Annotated in this window: 11 protein-coding genes; all 11 read right to left on the bottom strand. The window is 37.0% G+C overall.

What is annotated here, in order from left to right:
- Positions 1 to 71 precede the first annotated feature (71 nt).
- Positions 72 to 2,495 (bottom strand): ABC transporter permease, encoded by a 2,424-nt coding sequence (locus tag K5G00_RS20425; RefSeq protein WP_238768094.1) that lies wholly within the window; start codon positions 2,493 to 2,495, stop codon positions 72 to 74.
- A gap of 68 nt (positions 2,496 to 2,563) precedes the next feature.
- Positions 2,564 to 3,568, bottom strand: coding sequence for a DUF4097 family beta strand repeat-containing protein (locus K5G00_RS20420; RefSeq protein WP_238768093.1), 1,005 nt, complete (start codon positions 3,566 to 3,568; stop codon positions 2,564 to 2,566).
- 113 nt (positions 3,569 to 3,681) lie between these two features.
- On the bottom strand, positions 3,682 to 6,102 hold the full coding sequence (locus K5G00_RS20415; RefSeq protein ID WP_238768092.1) for an ABC transporter permease: 2,421 nt from the start codon (positions 6,100 to 6,102) through the stop codon (positions 3,682 to 3,684).
- Positions 6,095 to 8,488: an ABC transporter permease gene (locus tag K5G00_RS20410; RefSeq protein ID WP_238768091.1), complete on the bottom strand. Its 2,394-nt coding sequence runs from the start codon at positions 8,486 to 8,488 to the stop codon at positions 6,095 to 6,097. The genes K5G00_RS20415 and K5G00_RS20410 overlap by 8 nt, the downstream gene beginning before the upstream one ends.
- A 126-nt stretch (positions 8,489 to 8,614) precedes the next feature.
- Positions 8,615 to 11,005 (bottom strand): ABC transporter permease, encoded by a 2,391-nt coding sequence (locus K5G00_RS20405; RefSeq protein ID WP_238768090.1) that lies wholly within the window; start codon positions 11,003 to 11,005, stop codon positions 8,615 to 8,617.
- A gap of 15 nt (positions 11,006 to 11,020) precedes the next feature.
- Entirely contained in the window at positions 11,021 to 13,393 is a 2,373-nt protein-coding gene (locus K5G00_RS20400; protein WP_238768089.1) for an ABC transporter permease, read from the bottom strand.
- A gap of 18 nt (positions 13,394 to 13,411) precedes the next feature.
- On the bottom strand, positions 13,412 to 15,838 hold the full coding sequence (locus K5G00_RS20395) for an ABC transporter permease (RefSeq protein ID WP_238768088.1): 2,427 nt from the start codon (positions 15,836 to 15,838) through the stop codon (positions 13,412 to 13,414).
- Between the two features lie 35 nt (positions 15,839 to 15,873).
- Positions 15,874 to 18,186 (bottom strand): ABC transporter permease, encoded by a 2,313-nt coding sequence (locus K5G00_RS20390; protein ID WP_238768087.1) that lies wholly within the window; start codon positions 18,184 to 18,186, stop codon positions 15,874 to 15,876.
- Positions 18,187 to 18,207: 21 nt separating this feature from the next.
- Entirely contained in the window at positions 18,208 to 20,598 is a 2,391-nt protein-coding gene (locus K5G00_RS20385; RefSeq protein WP_238768086.1) for an ABC transporter permease, read from the bottom strand.
- A gap of 72 nt (positions 20,599 to 20,670) precedes the next feature.
- A complete protein-coding gene (locus K5G00_RS20380; protein ID WP_238768085.1) occupies positions 20,671 to 21,726 on the bottom strand; it encodes a DUF4932 domain-containing protein in 1,056 nt (351 codons plus the stop codon).
- A gap of 91 nt (positions 21,727 to 21,817) precedes the next feature.
- Entirely contained in the window at positions 21,818 to 22,228 is a 411-nt protein-coding gene (locus tag K5G00_RS20375) for an endonuclease domain-containing protein (protein WP_238768084.1), read from the bottom strand.
- Positions 22,229 to 22,257 lie beyond the last annotated feature (29 nt).

Here is a 22,257-nt window from a genome sequence, read left to right as displayed (position 1 = left end):
GTTTTTAGGAACGATTATTAATTTTCTTTTTTATCATTTATTACATCTCTTTTGGCTGTTTGGACTTTATATTATTCATATCTCAAACTTTCTATCGGATTTTTTGTAGCCGCTTGCCATGACTGGAAAGAGACCGTTAACAGCGCAATTCCTAACGCAAGTATTCCGGCTAACGCAAAAATCCACCAGCTTAAATTGGTTTTATAGGCAAAGTTTTCGAGCCAACTGTGCATGGCTAACCATGAGACCGGAGTGGCTATTACAAAAGCCAGAATAATCCACAGTATAAAATTTTTGTTCAATAAAATCATCACTTCAGAGACATTGGCGCCGTTTACTTTTCGAATTCCTATCTCTTTTATCCTTGCTGATGTAATCAGCCAGGAAATAGAAAACAGGTTAATTACAGTGATAAAAATGGCGATGAAAATAAAAAGCCGGAATATTTTTATAAGTTGGGTTTCTGATTCAAACTGCCTGTTGTAGTAGTCTTCGAGAACAACATATTCAAATGGATAATTGGGAAATGTAGCCTTAAATTTTTCCCTGATAAATGGAAGAACAGAAGCGTAATCGGGAGTAGCCATTTTTATGGAATAGTTTCCCCAAACCATATTTTGTGTCCAGTCCATAATAACAATGGGTTCATGTTGTTCTTTGGCATCGCTGAAATCCACATTTTTTGTAACACCAATAACTGAAGTTTCAAATTTTTGAAGTCCGCTTTCATCTTCCATTTTCAATACTCGTCCAACGGCTTCTTCCGGCGTTTTAAAACCGATAACCGACAAACAAGCCTGATTTATGAGACATCCGTTCTTTTTATCGTCATCTGCGATTGCATAAAAGTTTTTACCGGCCAGCAAATCAATTTTATAATTATTGATGTAGTTTTCGTCTGCCACAATCAAGGCTGCTTTCCCTCCCTTTTGCGATTGTATTTCTTTAAAATTGAAGTTGTAGGCCGGCAAATCTCCTGGAATTGCATTTGAACTGGAGATTCCCACAATAGAGCTGTTGCTTATTAAATCCTGGTCAAATGCCGACAAATTGTTGATCCGTTGTGAGGTTTTACGCATGTTGGAAGGAATTTTAACAACAATTGTATTGTTTAAATCCAAACCTTTGTCTTTTTGAATGAGAAAATTTACCTGTTTATTCATTCCTGAAATTCCTGAGATAATGGCAATAATAATTACAAACTGGGCAACTACAATTACCTGCCGGAAAGAGGTCCCGCTGGCAACAGGTTTATATTTTAGTTTCAACAATTCGAGGCCGTTAAAACGGTTGATCAACAAAGCAGGCAAAACACCATTTACAAAAATACTCAGAATCAGAATTCCGAAAAGAACTTCAAGAAATAAGGGTTGAACAAAAACGGGTTGGAGTAAAATGCCAAATTCATTTTGCATAAGCGGGAATAATGTACGTGCAATGGCAAGTGAAATAATCAATGCAAAAAGGTGAATGATAATGGATTCTGCCAATGAGGCAAAAACAATTCCCGAATAAGTCGCACCGTTTATTTTTTTTATACCGGTTTGTTTGGCTGAATTAATTAATCGTGAGAATGAAAATTGGATGTAATTAAAGCCGGAAGCTACAAGAATTAAAAATCCAATGATAAAAATGAGATACACATATTCAGCCCGCGAATTGGGTTGTAATTCTTGTTTTAACTCTGAATGAAGGTGGATGTCGTTTAGGGCTTGCAGATGATATTTGTGTTGGATATTGTTTTTCTCGAATGTGCTTTTTTTGTATTCTGCAACCAGATTGTTGATTCCCGTTTCCAATTGGTTGATATCAGTATTGTCTTTTACTTTCAGATAGGTATAAAAACCTGTTTCGCCCCACTGCGCTTTTGCAGGTGGCGGCAGGTGCATATCATCGTGAAAAGAAAGCAGCGCATCTGCTGTGAAGTGTGCCTGAGCAGGAATGTCCTGAAAAACGCCTTCTATGGTATATTCATACGCCGGGTATTTAAACAAAGTCTTCCCAATCGGATTTTCATTTCCAAAATATTTTTTGGCTGTACTTTCCGAAATAATAACGGTGTAGGGCCGGGTTAAAATCTGCGCTTTGTTTCCCAGAACAAGCGGGATGGAAAAGACGTCCAGGAAACCATGAGAGGCGTGGTAGATCTGTTCGTCGGAAAAGATTTCTTCTCCTATTTTGTACTGTGGGTTACTTGTTCTGGTAATATAACCCGTAGCCAAAACATTGGGATATGTTTCTTTCACTGATGTTGATATTCCGCGTTCCCCGCTAGGGATAGAGAGGCTTAACTCGTTATTGTTGTATATTTCGGTAGTTACCCGGTAGATGTTTTTGTTGTCGGGAAAAACGCGATCAAAACCTTTTTCATAAAAAACATAACCTGAAACCAGAATAAAAGTGATTAGGCCAATGCAAATGGATGAAAAAAGGAAAAGTGTATATCTCTTTTCACGAAATAAATTTCTTAAGGCAATTTTCAGGTAGTAGTTCATGGTTTTAGTGCTTTATTTACAGTGGATTTTGGTTAAAAATGAGCGATTATTTGATTGGTTCTTCGCTCTCAATTATTATACCGAACATTAATGTTTCCGCCGGAAGAACGAATATAAACCGGAATTCCTCCGCCGTTCATTGTTCCTTTTACCCGGTTTTTTTCTGATTTCCCGGAGAAATTATGAAGATCGATATTTACTCTGTCGGAACTTAAATCCAAATCAAGGCCAAGATTGTCACCATTTTTGATTATCGCGTCAACTCCTCCTCCGCTGGAAGTAAGGTATAACTCTTTGCTTAAATTGCCAATGTCAACACGAACCGATCCTCCGCTTGATTTTGCTTTTACAGCGCCTGCTTTTCCGGAAACACTTACTCCTCCTCCGCTACTGGAGGCATCCACATCACCATCAATGTTGTTCAGGCGTACACTGCCACCTGAGCTGCGGGCAAAAACACTACCATGTGCGTCGGTCAATTTTACACCGCCACCGCTTGAACTCAAACGGCAATCACCGTTCTGGTTTGTTGCTGTCACACCTCCGCCGGAAGAACTGGCCTTGGTGGAACCGGTAACATTTTCAATTCGTACACCTCCTCCGCTGCTGGAAAAATTATGTGTTCCGGCTACGCCTGAGATATCGACTCCACCACCACTCGACGAAACGTTACACGACATTTCCCGGGGAGTTATAATGGTTAATGCAATACCTGTATTGTTCCGGAAATTAAACCTGGTTTTGCGTTTGACAACCGCAGTAATAACAGAACCATTTTTTTCAAACTCCAGATCATAATCTTCCAAAATGTCGTCGAGTTGTGCATCAGAAGGAGACAATATCCTGCCATTTTTTCGGACAAAAGCCTGCACAATTACTTCTTTTTGACTATGGGTTTTTACAGTCACTCCTCCACCGGATGATGAGGCATTTAATGTGCCCGGCTGATTCAGATCAAACGTTTTTGTAATTGTGGGGGTTTTGTTTTCCTGTGCGAATCCGTTGTATGAGAGCACTACCATCAGTATTGCAATCAACTTGGACATCCCTTTTATTTTTTGTTGATTTTTCATAGTAATATTTATTTCGTTTTAATAAGTTGTTTTTTTATATATACATCTTAATTGTTAGCCAGTTACCAATTACGTTATATTGATTAAAACTTGAATCGGAACAGAAATTTTAGTTATTCATAACGCAGCGCTTCAACCGGGTTCTTTGTAGCAGCCCGCCAACTTTGCCAACTCACCGTTAACAATGCAATCATCAAAGCCAGAATTCCGGCCAGGGCAAATATCCACCAATTTAAACTGGATTTATAGGCGAAGTTTTCGAGCCATTTACTCATTCCATAATACGCAATAGGCGTAGCAATTATAAGGGCTATAACTACCCATTTCACAAAATCCTTGTTCAGCATTGTTAAAATTTCAGAGATTTTTGCTCCGTTTACTTTGCGGATGCCAATTTCTTTGGTACGCTGTTCCATTACAAAGAAAGAAAGTCCAATTAATCCTAAACAGGATAAAAGCAATGAAACAATAGTAGCGAAACTCAAAATACACTGGAATTGTTTTTCCCTGGTATAAAGAGCTTCCAGTGACTGGTCGAGAAACTTATACTCAAATGGAAAGTTCGGGGAAAGTTGGTTCCAAATTTTTTCAACTGAGTTCATGGTTTCCCTTAGCTGCTTAAAATTTGCGACATTGGTTTTAAAATAAACCACATCGCAAAAATCGTTTGAGCACGTAAAACCAGCCGGGCGTATGGGTACGTGCAGTGATTCTATATTAAAATCGTTAACAACTCCGACGACATGTCCTTTTACCGGGTCTCCATAGTTTACTCTGTTGTTACCGTTAGTACTAAGATTGTACTGCTTGACGGCTTCCTCATTAAATATATATTCCTGTAGCTTTTCGGAACTTTCGGTGTACCCCCGTCCATCCAATATATCCATTCCGAAAAAGTTGAAAAAATTGGGAGAAACGGTAACTTTTGCAAAATTAATTTGTTCTTTTTCGCCGTTTTTTACCACTATGCGTCCCCATTCACCGCTAATATAACCCAATTCGTTACTGCAAAAGGTAATTTCATTAATTCCCGCAATATTTTCCAATTCGTTTTTAAAAGCCTGGATGTTTTTCCCTAAATCGATATTGGTATTTGCAAAAACAATATTTTCACTTTCAAAACCGGTATCAAAATCACTCATATATTTGTATTGACGGTTAATAAAAAGAATTCCGGCAATTAGAACCACTGAGACTGCAAACTGAAAAACCAACATACTGTTTCGCAGATAGTTTCTCCGGGATTCGATGCCGGGCATTTTTTTTAAAAGGAGATGGGCTTTATAACGGCTGAAAACAACACCTGGAATTATTCCGGTTATAGTTATGGTAAGAGCAAAAACAACAAACAGAAACGCCAGATTCCGGAGAGAGAAAAATGATTGTAAATCAAAATTTAACGCAAGAATATGTCTGGTAAAGGGAAACAACAGACTTATCAGTAAAACGGAGATTATTACTGCCAAAAGGAAACTCAATACCGATTCCGTGGCGAACAGTTTTACAATGTTCCGTCGTTGACTTCCAAGCGATTTAATGATGCCAATATTTTTAAATCTTTTTTCACGTTGCGCGGTTACAAGGTTCGCGTAATTTATACAGGCAAGTAGTATAATTAAAATTCCGGTAATCAGTATTATCGATAAAATTAGGCGGGTGCCATGTTTTAAAAGTTTTAACTGTGGAAAATCAAAGTATACACTCAGAAAGGGGAGTGAACTAAGTTTTATATCCTTCATGTACCCAGGTAATTTATCTTTTGGTAAGGCTGTAAGCTTTTTATTTAATGTTTCCGCCGAAACGTTTTCCCCTGTCCTCAAAAACGCATTGTAAGAATTGGTTCCCCAATTTCTCATGTTCTCTTTATACCAACTTATGTTAAAATAGGTTGGCAACGATATTGCAGCATCGAAATTCCAGGAAGAATTTGCAGGCAGGTCTTCGATCACCGCATCAACCTGAACAGTAATATCCTGAAAGTTGCTTGCATTGTAAATCAATTCTTTTCCTACCGGGTTTTCATTTCCGAATATTTTTTTCGCTAGTTCCCGGGTTATTACCAAACGGTTGGGGTTATCTAATGCGGTGGTTGGGTTCCCAAAAGCAGCTTTAAAAGGGAATACCCGGAAAAAACATGAGTCGGCACAGAGTACGTTTTCAATTTTAAAGTTATTTTCATCATTCCTGAGAAAAACCTGTGATGACCAGTCTGAAGAACAGAGTGTTATGTTTTTTGCTTCCGGAATTTCATTTCTCATCAAATTCACAAGGTTGTACGACATGTGCGCTTCACCATCCTGAGTCAGGGCATAAATATGTTCCACATCAGGTATTGTTCTGTCGGTGGTATACTCGCTATACACATAAGTAAAGATTAGCATGCTGACGGTAATACCAACAGATAAGCCAGCAATATTAATGAGGGAAATCGTTTTGTTTTTTAATAAGTTGCGTTTTGAAAATTTTATATTTTGAATGTTAATCATAATAATAACGGTCTTAAGTTGTTTTTGTAATAATTTTGTTTTATTCATACCGTAATGCTTCAACCGGATTTCTCGCAGCTGCCCGCCAACTTTGCCAACTCACTGTCAGTATTGCAATTCCCAAAGCCAACAAACCAGCTAATGCAAAAATCCACCAGCTTAAACTGGTTTTATAGGCGAAGTTTTCGAGCCATTTATTCATCACGAACCAGGAAATTGGTGTCGCTACGACGAATGCAATTCCCACCCACAGTATAAAGTCTTTATTGAGCATTGTCATTACTTCAGAAATTTTAGCGCCGTTTACTTTGCGTATGCCTATTTCTTTGATCCTGGAAGAAGCTCCTAAAATAGCGATGCCCAGTATTGACAGCATCGAAATAATTACTGCCATAAAGCTAAACAGGGTTAAAATTCGTTTAAACTGTATATGCTGTTTATACTGTTGGTTAAACAAATCGTCAAGGAAAAACATATCCACATAGCTGTCGGTAAAGGATGCTTTAAAAGCCGCTTTTATTTTGTCGACAACCTCGATGGGATTATTACTCTTAATTTTTGTGAAAATATAATATCCGTATTGGTCGGGATTGAAGATGGTTGGATTAACCTGTTGTTCAAGAGAGTTTTGAAAGTATCCGTCAACAACGCCTGCGATTTCACCCAAAACAGAGTTATTTTCTGAATCATATACCTGTTTGCCAATTAATTCGGAATAATTGTCGGCACCAAGCGCTTGTGCTGCTTCTTTGTTTAAAATAACGTGCCTGGAGTCTGTGCCGTAATTTGTTTCTTCTTCATAAAAAAATCGTCCGGCCAAAAGTTGAACTCCAAAAAAATTAAAGAAGTTGGGAGCAACACTCGACTGATACAGTTGGTCGCTTTGGCGATCGAGGCCACGGATGGTAACGCCACCCTTTACCCAACTGTTTTTTTGCCCCGGAGCAATGGTTGAATAACTAACATCGGAAACGCCGGGAATTTGTGTTAATCTTTCTTCAAATTGTTTTTGCAATAAATTGGAATTACGTTCGCCGGGACGTTTAACGACCAAAATCTGGTCCATATCCATGGATAAAACAGATTGCTGCATGAAATTTATTTGTTTAATTGCCAGGATAGAACCCGTTATCAATATGATGGCAATTCCAAATTGGAGTACCAGAACGAATTTATTTCCCAATCTTTTTTCATTACCCTTTGTTGTTTTTGATTGAACCATGGCGAGCGCCGACGTGCGAAGTGTTTTAATTCCAATGAACAAGCCAATAATAATGCTTGTAAGCAGAATTCCAACGACAGTATATGAGGTTACTTCGGGTGAGAGAAAAGTATTCAACGAAAAGCCTAATTGAAGTTTTTCTTTTAACAGGGGAAATCCTGCCATCAAAAATATATAACTTAGAATCAGACTTATAAAACATACATTAAAAGTATCGATAACAGAATTTGCAAAGAGGCTTTTCCAGGATGTACCATTTATTTTTTGAATGCCAAAAGAAACTTTTTTCTTACGGATAATCGATTCATAAATATTGGTATAATTGAGTAAAGCACTTAGTGCGATAAATAGGGCAACGACGGATAAAATTAGCAGATAGGTGTAATTTCCGTTTGTTTCATGTTCAAAACGGTAATTGGAATGCAAATGGATATCGCTGACCCTTTGAAGCTTGTATTCTATTTTCATATCCAGCTTATATCCCTTTTCTTCAAAATAATTATAGGCCAGTTGATTAATTTCACCAACCACTTTTTCTGGCTCACTGCCTGCTGCCAATTGAAAATAGGTATTGGTGTTGTTACAGGTGTAGCAATAAGATTGATTGGTTATTGTTGACAGTGAAATGACTAAATCAAATTTCAGGTGGGTATTATCTGGCGTATCTTTAGCAACACCTTTTACTGTTAGCGGTTTGTCTCCATAATTAACCAGTGTTATTGTTTTTCCTATCGGGCTGCTTTTCCCAAAATATTTTATAGCCAGCGACTCAGAAATGACAGCTGTATTCGGAGCGTTTAATAATGAAGAAGGATCTCCTTCAAGTATTGGGTATGAAAACAGGCTAAAAAATGAACTATCGGCAAAAAAGGTGCGTTCCTCTTTGTAAATTTCGTTGTTGGCTTTAATTAGTTCTGTTGATTTTTTACAGCGCATAAAGTCTTCAATTTCAGGGATGTTATCATAAGCCATTTGCCCGGCTACATAACTATTCCCAACGCTTTTATCAAGCCCGGTTGAATAATGTCTGTAAAAAACCAATCGATAAAGGTTTTCTTTATTGTCAAGAAAATTGTCATAACTTTTTTCAAACTGTATGTGTTGCCATATTAGCAATATAGCAGCAATACCCACGGACAATCCCAAAATATTTATCCCGTTAACAACCCGGTTTTTAGCAAGGTTTCTATAAAATCTTTTCAGATGTTTCATCTAGTTGAGTTTTATGTTTACATGGTCTGCTCTATGAAAATCGTATTGTTTATTTCTCTTTTGTATTTGTCATTTCTCGAAAGTCTTTGTCAGAATGTTTAGTCCTAAATTCTCAGGGAGGGGCTTTTACTCATACCGTAATGCTTCAACCGGATTTCTCGTAGCTGCCCGCCAACTTTGCCAACTCACTGTCAGTAGTGCAATTCCTAAAGCCAACAAACCAGCTAATGCAAAAATCCACCAGCTTAAACTGGTTTTATAGGCGAAGTTCTCGAGCCATTTGTGCATGGCGTAATATGCAACGGGCATTGCCAGAATAAAAGCAAATCCAACCCATTTGATAAAATGAATATTTAACATCGACATCACTTCTGATACTTTTGCTCCATTCACTTTCCGTATCCCTATTTCTTTGGTTTTTCTGATTATGGTGAAAAAACTAATTGCGTACAATCCGACACAAGCAATTGCAATTGAAATCATGGAGAGTATCATCAAAAGCTTTTTGGCCTGTTGGTCGCCTACGTAGTGTTGCGCCAGAACATCATCGTGGAATTGGTATTGGAGCGGAAAGTCGATGTTGTACTTTTCCCAGAGGTTTTGGAGAATGCCGGTAACTTTGGCTATCTCTTCATTCTGAATTTTTATAAAAATATTTCCTTTGTCTTTTGTCAGGACCATTACCAGCGGCTGAACCTGATGATGTAGCGAGCGAAAGTTGAAATCTTTTACTACACCAATTACTTTGTAATTTCCGTCAACAATAACTTGTTTCCCGATAATTGATCCTTCTCCCGTGTATTTTTTCAGTGCGGTTTCATTAAGTACAACAGCTTCTGAATCAGATTGTCTTTCTTTGTCAAAAAAGCGTCCCTCTTTTATTTCAAGGTTAAAAGTATTAAGGAACTCCGCACTCACAGGCATAATCGAAGTATGAAAGTAATGTGCATCATCCATTACCTCGAAATAGGCATCGTTCATGCCCGGATCGTTGCCAAAATATGTATCGCTTGTTGAAACAGATTTTACGACGCTATACGTTTTTAGTTCGTCTGTAAAATTTTTTCGGGTTTGCTGATTTATTGACCACATGGATAGCATCATCACATTTTCTGTATCATATCCCCGATTTTTATGAACCATGTAATTGATTTGTTTTTGGACAACGACAGACGCAAGAATTACTAAACCCGAGAGCACAAACTGAAGAAAAACAAAACTGCTGTTTGCTGACAAGCTTTTTTTTGCAGGTTTTTCTTCTTTAATCAAACCCAGTATTTTTTTATTTGAAATAAATGATATCGGAATGAAATTGGCGGTTAGATTAAAAGCTAAAAGACCAATAAAAACAGCGGCAATAATTTTTATCATTCCTCCGGTAGACAGAGAAATAGCAAAGCCTAAATATTGTTCAAGTGTATTTTCTGCAAGTAAATAAAGAGCTAAAGCCAAAGCAAAGCCAACAAACCAAAAAATAACTGTTTCGTACAAGAATTGTGAAAAAATGTGATGGTTGTATGCACCGGAAGTTTTGCGTATACCTATTTCTTTTAACCGTGTTGATATATTGGCAATATTAAGGTTTATAAAATTAATGGATGAAATCAAAAGAATAAGAACAGCTATAATAACCGCTCCGTAAACATAGGTTTTATTCGAGGTAATTGCGGGGTCAAATTTATGGTTGCTGAAGTGGATATCAGTTAATTTTTCTGCGGTATACAATATATATAAATCGGGCGAAGCCTTGAGATCCTCCAGTGTTTTTGCATTAGCACCGTCAATATCGTCGTTGAAATGAGTATAAACCGTTTTACTAATCTTAAAATTGAGTTCGTCCGGTTCAATATTTCCCCGGTTGGTTTTAAAATAGGTATAGTAACTTTGTGAACCCCAGCCGACTTTGTCGGGATTTGATTTTTTTAGGGGCTGAATAAGGCTCACCTGCAAATGAAAGTTTTCGGGTAAATCTTCAAAAGTACCGGTTACAATACAATTTTCTCCCCGCAGTTCGACCACTTTGCCCAACGCATTCCCGGCAGAACCGAATTGTTTTTCAGCAAGACTTTCTGCAATAATTATGTAATTGTCGGCACTCAGAGGGTTTTCTGTTTCCGTTTTTACAGAAGATCCAAAAAAACTGCAGAAATTAGAGTCTGCATAAATCAGATGTCCGGCGTTAAAAACCAGATCGTTATATTTTAATGAGGCTTCACCCTGAGGAAGAATTCGCACCGTTTCTTTAATTTTCGGTATTTCGCTCAATATTGCCGGAGCCATTGCCGGGCTGGTGACTGCAAAATCAGCATCCTCTCCGTTTAGCTTTCCTTGCATCAAACAACGATAAATTGTTTTATTATCAGGGATACTTTTATCAAAGCTGGTTTCATAAACTACATAGCCGGTTGCAAATAAAATAACAGCAAAAGAAACACATAGTCCAAACAGCTTTGCAAAAGTCAAAACACCATTTTTTCGGGCATTTCTGATGGTTATTTTTAATTTATAAGGTTTCATTTTTTTCTTTTTTATTTATTCATATTTTAGTGCATCAACCGGATTCCTTGTAGCAGCCCGCCAGCTTTGCCAGCTAACTGTTAATAATGCAATTCCCAATGCAAGAACTCCGGCCATTGCAAATATCCACCAACTCAGGTTGGTTTTGTAGGCAAAGTTTTCGAGCCATTTATTCATGACATACCAGGCAACAGGCGTTGCGATTACAAATGCAACAACTACCCATTTTACAAAGTCTTGATTGAGCATGCTTAGAATTTCAGAAACTTTAGCTCCGTTTACTTTTCGGATGCCGATTTCCTTCGTCCTCATTTTTGAAATTAACATCGACATGGAAAAAAGCCCCATCCCTGAAATGAGAATGGAAAACAAAGCCAAAACAAACAAAATATTCGATATCTGTATTTCTTTTTCATACAGTTTGGCAATGTGCTGGTCGAGGAAAAAAACATCGGAAACGGCGGCGTTATCAATTTCATCGGTCTCCCTTTTAATTTTAGTTACAACCTCAGTTAATGAAGTATTGGCCGATGCCAGTTTTACCATAATCCGCGACTGGTACGATTCTTCGTAGCGAATAGCTACAGGTTCAATTTCGTTGTGCAACGAATTGTAGTGAAAATCCTTTATTACTCCAATTACCGGTGAACCATTTAACAAGGTTCCGGAAATATCCTGAATGCCGTGTTTTCTGATAAACGTTTCATTCACAATATACGATTGTTTGTCGGATACTATTTTGTCGTCAAAAAACCTTCCTTCTACAAGTTCAAAATCCATCGTTTCAGGATAATCGGCTCCTGCCATGTTATGGTTAATACGAATTAATTCTTCTTCCCCGTTTTTAACAAGCGGTATTCTACCTAAATCAGAGTAATGTTCATCGCCAGGTATGCTCAGGCTGGTGCTAACTTTTTCAATTTCAGGAATCTTTTTTAATGCTTCTTCAATTCTTTTTATATTGGGTGATGTTTCTGCGCTACGGTTTGCAATTGGCATATAAATAATCACTCCGTCAGACAGATTTTTACTGCTTTCAGTAAATACAAAATTCATCTGTTTGTAAATGGTAATAACCGAAATTATAAGGGCAATTGAAGCGGCAAACTGAGCCACTGAAAATACGTTGCCAATACGATTTACTTTTTTGCCCGAATCGTTACTTTCTTTTAATGAACTTGTAATTTTATACGATGTAAATTTTAAAGCCGGGAATAATCCAACCAGTACACCGGTTAAAGCTCCGATTAAAAGCGCAATTATAAAGTAGGACGGACGTAAATCAGGCATGGTAATGTTTAAAAAGTCACTTAGTATATTTTTTACCGGATAGCTGATAAAAAAAGCAATTGTTACAGCAATAACAGATGGTAAAACTGACTGGTAAACCAAAAAGCGGATATTGTTTGTACGCGAAGAGCCGTTTACCGACCTGATTCCTATCTTTTTGATACTTTCGGATGCCCCGGATAAAAAGGTGTTAGCGTAGTTCAATAAGGCTATCAGGAGTACAACCGAGACCAGGCTTATCAGCATCAGGGTTATTTTCCGGTTGCCGTGTACACCTATATCGCTGAACGAGTTACCAGGCGAATAATAAATTTTGTCCAGGGGATTTAGTTGGTAGATTCTGTTTTTTGTCTGTTCTGTTAATCCCAAGGAAGCAAATTCGGAAGTTAGCCCTTTGTTTATTTTTTGTTGCAGTTGGTCAGCCTGTGCAAGTTTATCAGTCTGAATAAAAGTATGAACATTATTATTCAACCATTCCATCGTTACATAACCTGGCATATTCGATGCAGGCAAAAGCATGTCGAATTTGATGGATGAATTTTGTGGAATTTCATTCATAACCGCCTTGACGGTGAATAATCCTCCTTTGTATTCAATGGATTCCCCAATGGGATTTTCATTCCCGAATACTCTTCCTGCTAATGATTTTGAAAGCGCAACAGAATATTTATCGGCAGAAAATGATTTTACTTCCCCAGACAAAACATCAAAAGAAAACATCGGGAAAAAATCATCATCAATAACCAGGGGATTATCAATATTGTATTTTGTTTGATTATAAATGATATTTCGTTCGGTTAAGCCTTCTTCATCGTTCAAAACCCTTGCTGAATGAACAATTTCCGGCATGTTTTCTTTTACCCACGAATTCATAATCCCAGGTGTATAAATGACATTCATATCAGGGGTACGCCATTCTACCCGGTATAACGATTTATGGTTTTTGTGGAAACGGTCGAAACTCATTTCCGAGAACGCATAAACACCAGCCAGAATTACAAAAGTGAAACCTATTGCCAATCCAAAAATATTAATCGACGACGTGGCAATTTGCCTTTTTAACATGCGAAAAATGAGTTTTATTTCTTGTTTAAACATGACTACAAAATTTAATACTTATTCATATCTCAGTGCTTCAACAGGATTCCGCGTTGCAGCCCGCCAGCTTTGCCAGCTCACCGTCAGAAAAGCAATTCCCAGTGCCAGCATGCCGGCCAAAGCAAAAATCCACCAGCTTAAATTGGTTTTATAGGCAAAGTTTTCCAGCCACTGACGCATAACCAAAACGCAAACCGGAACAGAGATCAGCACCGATATTGTTATTAAAAACATGTATTTACTTACAATCAACCATCCGATTTCAACTTCAGAAGCTCCATTTATTTTTCGTATGGCCAACTCTTTAACTTTGGTTTTTATGGAAAAGAATAAGATAGCATACAAGCCTATACAGGCCACAAGAATAGACAGTACCGATAAAATCAGCATTAATTTTTTGGCCTGTCTGTCTTTGTTGTATTTTAAAGCCAGTGTGTCATCCAAAAATTGATAGTACAAAGGTCTTTTTATTTTGTATTCTTCCCAAAGTGACGAAAGTGCAGCTAAAGCCTCAGTTGTTTGGTTGTTGCTAATTTTCATGGCAATATTTCCAATGTATTTGCCCCTGAAAATCAACAGGGGTTCAATTTTGTGGTGTAGTGATCTGTAATTGTAATCTTTAACCACCCCCACTACTTTATAGGTTTTGTTGTCATTAATAATATACTGGTTGAGGATATCATTTTTCCCAGGAAACTCGCGTGCAGCCGTCTCGTTCAAAATAACACAATCGTAATCTGTATTTCTGTTTTCGTTAAATCCCCTTCCTTTTAATATTTTTAGTCCATAAGTTTGAAAATAATTTCCATCAATCAAAAGCCGTTTGGCAACCAGTTGGTTTCCGGCATCACCGGAGTGGTTAAAATAAACGGATACCATCTCTGGATCATCCCCGATAAACTGGCTTAAAAGACTAACTTCTTCAACCGAGGCGAATGACTTTAGCTTTTCTACGAAGCTGAATCTGTTGGGGCGGTTTAGGTCATACAAACGAAACATAATAATGTTGTTTGCGCCATATGCCCTGTTTTTCGAATTTAAATAAGTCAATTGTTTTTGAACAATAAGGGTACTCAGAATAATGATTACCGACAATGTAAACTGAACAACAATAAGCACATTTTTTGAGCCAATTGGAGATTTTGATTTAGGACGCTTTGAGTTGAGCAGAGCTAAGATATTTAGTCTGGAATAGTAGGATATCGGAATCAAATTGATGAAGATGCTAAAAAGTATAATCCCGCAAAAACTATAGAACAGCACTTTAAATAAATCGAAATTTTGCAGATAAATGGAAAGGTTTAGATGTTGGGTTAGTAGATTTTTAGTTCCTAAATAAATAATAATACCCAGTAAAAATGCCAGTATCCAATGAAAAATAGTTTCAGTTAATAACATTTTTGAAAGTTGCATTTGAAATGCGCCATTCGTTTTCCGGACACCAATTTCCCTTAGCCGAAGGGAATGAGAGGCCAGTGTCAGATTAATAAAGTTTACTCCTGAAATTAAAAAAAGAATAAAGGCTATTGCCATTGCACCATACAGATAAATCTTGCTTGAGGTTACCGCAAAATCAAAATCGTGGTTTGACAGATGTATCTTTTTAAGGGGTTCAGTGTAGTATTTAACCGGGACATTTTTTGACTGTGTCAGTTCAGTAAAATTATTCTCATTTATTTTCTCTAATACACCGTCTCCGTCAATATCGGATTGTGAGTAAATCAGTTTTGTTAATTTAAAGTTCAATTCATTTTTACCAGTAGTTTTATTTCCTGTTTTTATATAGGTAGTAGTGTTTTTTGTCTCCCAATCCTGGCTCGCCGGATCAATAACTTTATTGATATTTTTGATGAGGTTTACTTCTAAATGTGAGTTTGGGGGTAGGTCGCGAAATACGGATGAAACAATACATGATTCATAATGGGTTCCATATTTGATCTTTAATTCATGTCCAAGTGCATTTTCCTCGGATTTAAAATACATTAAGGCAAGCTTTTCCGAAATAGCAACACTGTTTTTATCGGGCAAAGCAAGGGAGAAGCTTCTGTTGTATGGAATTTGGAAAAAATCAAGGAAGTTGGGGTCAGCATAGATTGCCCCCGGCACATTACTCACTTCATCTTTTACTTCAATAAAGGCATTCCCCTGGTTTTGGATTCTGAGCACTTCTGTTACTTCCGGAATTTCTTTAATGGAATATTCAGCCAGAAGAGGTGAAGTAACAACGGAGTTAATATTTTGTCCGTCGAGTACTCCCTGCCGGTAAACCCGGTAGATATTGTCTTTTTCTGGAATAAAGTTGTCGAAACTATATTCGGAACAAACATATGTGGCAACAAATAAAACAACAGCAAAAGCGATTCCCAATCCAATAAGTTTGGCAAACGACAGGGTGCGATTTTTAAGAAACTGCCTCCATGCTATTTTTACATAATTTTTAATCATTTATAATAGAATTATTTTAAAGTTTTTTATAAAGATTATTCGTAGCGCAAGGCTTCAACCGGATTCCTCGTAGCGGCTCGCCAGCTTTGCCAGCTTACAGTTAATAACGCAATTCCCAAAGCCAGTAAACCGGCAAGGACAAATATCCACCAACTCTGGTTGGTTTTGTAGGCAAAGTTTTCAAGCCATTTGTGCATAGCATACCATGCAAAGGGGCTGGCCATAACAAAAGCTATCAGAACATAAAAAGTAAAATCTTTAATTAGCATAAACATTACCTCATTGGTCTTTGCTCCGTTTGTCTTACGAATCCCAATTTCTTTTATTTTTCGTTCAACGGTAGAAAATACCAGCCCAAAAAGTCCCAGACACGAGATGAATATGGCTAGAAACGTGCCTATACCTGCAATTTGAGAGGTTAATGTTTCTGTTTTATAAAGATCATTTATTTGATCTTCCAAAAATTGGTATTCAAAAGGATCATCAGGGACGACTTTTTTGAGTTGTTGCTGAATAAATTGCAAGGTGGCTTTGGTATCTTTTCCGTTGGTTTTTATAAATATATTATTGCCGTTTTCACCTAATAATAATGCAAAAGGCATGATTTCTTCGTGTAACGACGCTGTATGAAAATTTTTAATAACCCCTACAATTGTACCTTTAAAACCAAACCATGTTTGTATTTTCATACCAATAGGGTTCTCAAGCTTTAAATAATCAGCAGCCTTTTCATTAATAACAAGGGCATTGTCCACATCAGACATATGTTCACGTGAAAAGAAACGCCCCTGGCTCATTTCGAGGTCAAAGGTTTGTAGAAAATCATAATCGACCCAATTGTACCCGATTTCAATTAATTCATCTTTGTTACGTCCGTCCCAGTCGAGGGGGCCGGTGTTGATCCATGATGTTAGATTATTGACTGAAACTGTAACATTTTCAATGGATGGATTTTGTATAAGAGCCGTTTTGAATTCTTTGGCTTTTTCACTCAACTTCCCAACAGAAGAAAGCCGGATAACATTCTCTTTGTTAAAACCCAGATCTTTCGATTTAATAAAATTGATTTGATGTTTGATGGACAACACTGATACAATAAAGAAAATTGAAATAACAAATTGAAATGTAACCAGAATATACCTGAAATCCCATTTTCGGCTACGACGTGATTGGATTTTCCTTTTTCCTAACTGATCTGGTAGTAATGATGAGAGGTATATTGCAGGATAACTACCCGCAATTAGCCCGGTTATAGCAGTAAGAAGTATAAGATATGGAATAAAGGAAAAGTTATTTATTTGGAGCTGCGTATTCAAAAGGTTGTTTATTGAAGGTAATAGAAGTATCGTTAAAAAGACTGCAATTATAGTAGCGATAAACGAATACAACATCGATTCAAAAATAAACTGCCAGCCAAGCTGTGATTTTTTCGATCCAATCACTTTTCTTATAAAGATTTCTTTTTGTTTTATTTCTGAACGGGCAGTTGAAAGGTTCATAAAATTAACACAGGCCAGCAATACAATAATAACGGCCATCGAAGAGAACAGAATAATGTAAACAATTAATCCTCCTCCACTTAAATTGTATAAGTGGCTTTTTTCCATCGGCACCAAATAGAGAATATTTTTCCAGGCAGGCTGGAATTTATTCATAACCTGTGCTATTTTTTTATTTACCACATCGGTGTTGGCATTGTCTTCCAACAAAATATATGTTTTTGTCCATTTGGGAGCCCAGCTTTTCATTTCTTCATCAGCATCGGAAAAAGGAATTAAAAAATCAAAATCCATATGAGAATTTTCAGGGACATCGTTTATCACGCCTGTTACAGTGTAAATCATTTCTTCGTTTAGCTTTATCATCTCGCCAATCGAATTTTTATCCCCAAAAAGTTTCTGAGACATTGAACTGGTAAGTACAACTGAACCGGGATTCTTTAACGAATTTCCAGGATCCCCATATTTAAACGGGAACGTAAACATGGCAAAAAATGCAGTGTCTGCATAACTTCCAGTCCCATAAAACCCTTTGTTTTCATGAGAAATTTTAATCTGTATTTCACTGTAATTTGTCGATTCAATAATTTCAGGATAAGTTTCCTTCAAATAACCGCCTAAATTACCTGGCTGCCAGTAACCATGAAAATCTTCGTTTTCGTTTGTGAATGCCACCCTGTACAGATTATCAGAATTAACATGGAATTTATCATAGCTGGTTTCGTATTTTACCCAAAGCATTATTGCAATAAAACACGTTAATCCAATTGAAAGCCCTGCTATCTTAATCATTGAATAGGTTGGGTATCTTAAGATATTTCTGATAATGAGTTTTAAAAGGTTTTTCACGGTTATATTTTGTTTGTTTAACTATTCATATCGTAAAGCCTCCACAGGATTTTTTGTAGCTGCCCTCCAGCTCTGCCAGTTCACTGTCAATAATGCAATTCCCAGTGCCAGCACACCGGCTAAAGCAAATATCCACCAGCTTAAATTGGTTTTGTAAGCAAAATCCTCCAACCATTTATTCATGGTATAGTATGCAATGGGTGTAGCAATAACGAAGGCAATAATCACCCATTTTATAAAGTCTTTGTTGAGCATTACCAATACTTCAGAAATTTTGGCGCCGTTTACTTTACGGATGCCGATTTCTTTAATACGCTGCCGAACCGTAAAAACAATCATTCCTAAAATTCCCAGTACAGAAAGGAAAACAGCAATTGCCGAAAGGATAGTGATAATTTGCGCCGTGCTAATCTCTGATGCGTAATTTAAACTAATCCGATCGTCCATAAACTGATAAGTAAAAGGAAGACCGGGTTCCACCTCATTCCACTTGTTTTTAATTTGTTGTAAAGTAGCTTTGTAATTTCCTTCGTCCAGTCGGACAACAATATTGTGCTTTCCCCAGTCACGAATAAAATACATCACTGGTTTTGATGCCTCTTTTAGTGTAAAATACTGCATATCTTCCACTACACCGATGATTTCCATTTCATTGTTTGGTGTGTATGCATTGTTTTGAACCACCACTTTCTGCCCTATAGGATTTGTTAGATTGAGCGCTTTAACGGCTGATTCGTTAATTACAATCCCCACTTGCTCATCATACCGGATATTTTTATCGAAATTTTTACCCTGAATAAATTTTGCCCCAATAGCCGAAAGAAAATCATGGTCGACAGTAATTTGCCCGAGGTCTGCTTTAAGCTTGTCTTCTCCACCGGGGAGCCACACGGGTGTGTAATTATTGATAAATCCGGCCGGGGCGTTTTGGGCAACACCCACTTTTTTAACCATCGCAATCGCTTCCAGCTTTTGCTTAAACAAATTGTAGCGTTTATTCATCGCGTCTCCGTATGGATTGACGACCACCAATGTATTTTCCTGATCAAAACCGGTTTTGGTTTTCGTTACCAAATAAAGTTGTTTGTTGATTATCAAAGATGAAGCAATGAGCGCCGTCGCAATTATCAATTGGAAAGTAACCAGCGTTCCCCGTACCCGCAAATGTTGTTTCCGGTTTTTCAGATCTAAAATAACCGACTGACTTTTCCTGAATCCTGCAATTTTAAAAGACTGCATGAACAAAACCGGGTAAACTACCGAGCCTGCAACAATCAAGGAAAGAGACACTCCAATAAACGGAACTAAAGACAAATTCAGAGCCAATTCTTTGCCACTTAAATCATTGACAAACGGAAGGAGCAAATAAACCAGGCTTGCTGCAACAAACAGGGATAAAGTAAGTAGGAAAGAAGTTTCTTTAAGCTGTTTGCGGATCAATGAAAAGCCGGAGGCTCCGTTTATTTTTCGAATACTATTTTCTCTTACTTTATCCTGATAGTTTGCTGTAAGAACATTGACGTAATTGGATATAGCAATTCCTACAATAAGCAGAGCAATCACTATAAAACCGTAAACTACTTTAATGTCGCCTTTAATAGCATTATCCCATCGGGTGTTTGGCGCTTTCAGGTGGATATCAGCCAGTGGCTCAAGCGCCATTTTAAACTTTCTTTCTTCCTGTGAAATGCCGTTTCCTTCAGCAAAAGCATCGGTAATCCGGCTTTCGATTTCACTCTTATTAACATTATCCGGCAACAAAAAATAGTAGTTAAAGGCCGAAACATACCATTGGGTTAATGTATTGTTATCCATTATCCGGTAACTCGAAATGGGGGCTAAAAATTTAAAACTGAAATGTGTTTGCGCCGGCATATCTTCTATCACGGCGGTTACAGTAAAGTCGTGATTATTCATCCGAATGGTTTTCCCAATCGGAGTTGAGTCTCCAAAATATTTTTCGGCAGTTGATTTACTAAGAATCAGACTAAACGGTTTTTCCATTGCATTATCTGCACTTCCCGTCAGAAAATTAAAATCAAAAATTTGAAAGATCTCCGGATCTCCAAAAAAGAACTTATCATCAAGAAATGTTTCATTATCTACTGTTATGTAGCGTTCACCCATATAAGTTTGCAAACGTGCATACTCTTCAGTTCCCGGTATTTGCTCCAGTTGGTCGTATAAAACTCCAGGCAGGTTACAGCTAACATTGCTTTTATCGCTCGCTTCTATATTTAATCGATATGTTTGATGATAATTTGAGAAATGCTTATCGAAAGCAAATTCGTCGGCAACAAAAAGATAGATAAGTAATGCACATGTAAATGCAACTGAAAAACTGACAAGGACATACGCATTTGATTTTCCTTTGAGGAATAGGTTTCTGGATATGATTTTTAAACTTCTCATTTTATTTCAGTAGTTGAATTATTCGTATCTAAATGCTTCCATCCTGACGAAACTTAGTTCGTCAGCAAACGCTTATTGGTTCGTATAATCAAAATACTTGATTATTTCAGGATAAAAATCCTCATATGTTGTATAAACATCTCTGGAGTTCGCATATTCCTCCATTAACGAGTCTAAATCGTATATGTAAATAAATCCACTATCAAATTCTTGTTTGAGAATATCGTTTTTATTATGATTTAATTTTGCTGACATTCTGGCTACATTAGTTCTCACTAAATGTTCGTTTACACAGGTAGCCCAATAAGTGTAGCCTATCCGTTTCATCTTATTTTCAATCGGCATAAATAGATTTTCTGAATTATTTATGGCTTCCAGATTCTTTTCAGTATTCGGATTTACAAAAGAGTGACTGAATTCATGTAACATTATGCCTTCAAAATACTCCTTATCTCCAAAAACAGGGAACCCATTGATACTCTTTTTAGGCCCCTGAATGCTGTATATTAATTCACCGTTATTTGATTGAATTTGTGGTCCAAATCCGCCGGAATGAAACAGAGGCGATGCAATAATCGTGTAGCTTACTTTTTCATCACCATAATAACTCTCCAGTATATTGATATAATTATCAGATATATTTTCTTTTATACTATCAACTACTTGGTTGTAAAAATCTGTTTTTGAATTATAAAAATCTATGAAGTTGCTTTTAATGGCAAAATCTCTCAGGGAATTAGCAAACACTTTTAGTTTTAACTCTGAACCTGCCCGATTTATTAAGTATTCAGTGTAAGGAAGAATCTGTTGAAAATCAGGTAATGCTGAATAATATAATACAAATGCAGGAGGTGCATCAGCATTAAATCCAAAATCATATAATTCCTGACAAAGTTTTATAGCTTCATGGTTAGAATAAGGTTTAAAATATTCTTCAATCTCTGATTTATAGGTTAAATCATATCGTGTATGTCCGAAATTTGCCCACGTAGTAAAATGCTGGACTACTGCCAATAACTCTATTCGTTCATCAACTTCGACATTAATTTTTTTTCCACTATTTACTACTTCGCTTTTACACGAAATAAAAAGAAAAATAATCAATCCGATTCGTATTTGTTTCTTCATTTTACTTAGATAATTCATTCATATCTTAACGCTTCCACCGGGTTTCTTTTAGCTGCACGCCAGCTTTACCAGCTTACTACCCCTAAATCCCCTAAAGGGGACTTGAAGGAAGCTCCGATTGATATTCTTTGCAAACATGTTCTGTCTCTTTTATAACCTGAGTAATATTATTTTCAATTTCCTTATTAGTAAATCTGATTACTTTAATTCCCCAGTTTTCAAACTCTCCTTCCCGCCCAATATCATAATCTTGCTGTTCTTTACTTTTGTGGATTCCTCCGTCAACTTCAATTATCAATTTTAAAGGATGACAATAAAAGTCAGTGATAAAAATGTCAATTGGGTGCTGCGGGCGAAATCGTAATCCCAACATTTTCTTCCCTTTAAGCTGTTCCCATAATATTTCTTCTGCCCTAGTCATATTTTTCCTCAGCATTTTTGCTTTTTCAAAAATGTGAGGTTTGGCATTATAAAACATCGAAACATTATCACTAATAATCATTTTGTTCCTTCTTTAAGCCCCTTCAGGGG

The organism is Maribellus maritimus, assembly GCF_022267315.1.
Classification (GTDB): Bacteria; Bacteroidota; Bacteroidia; order Bacteroidales; family Prolixibacteraceae; genus Draconibacterium; species Draconibacterium maritimum.
Note: the sequence above shows the minus strand (reverse complement) of the source record. Positions and strands in the feature narration are given on the sequence as shown.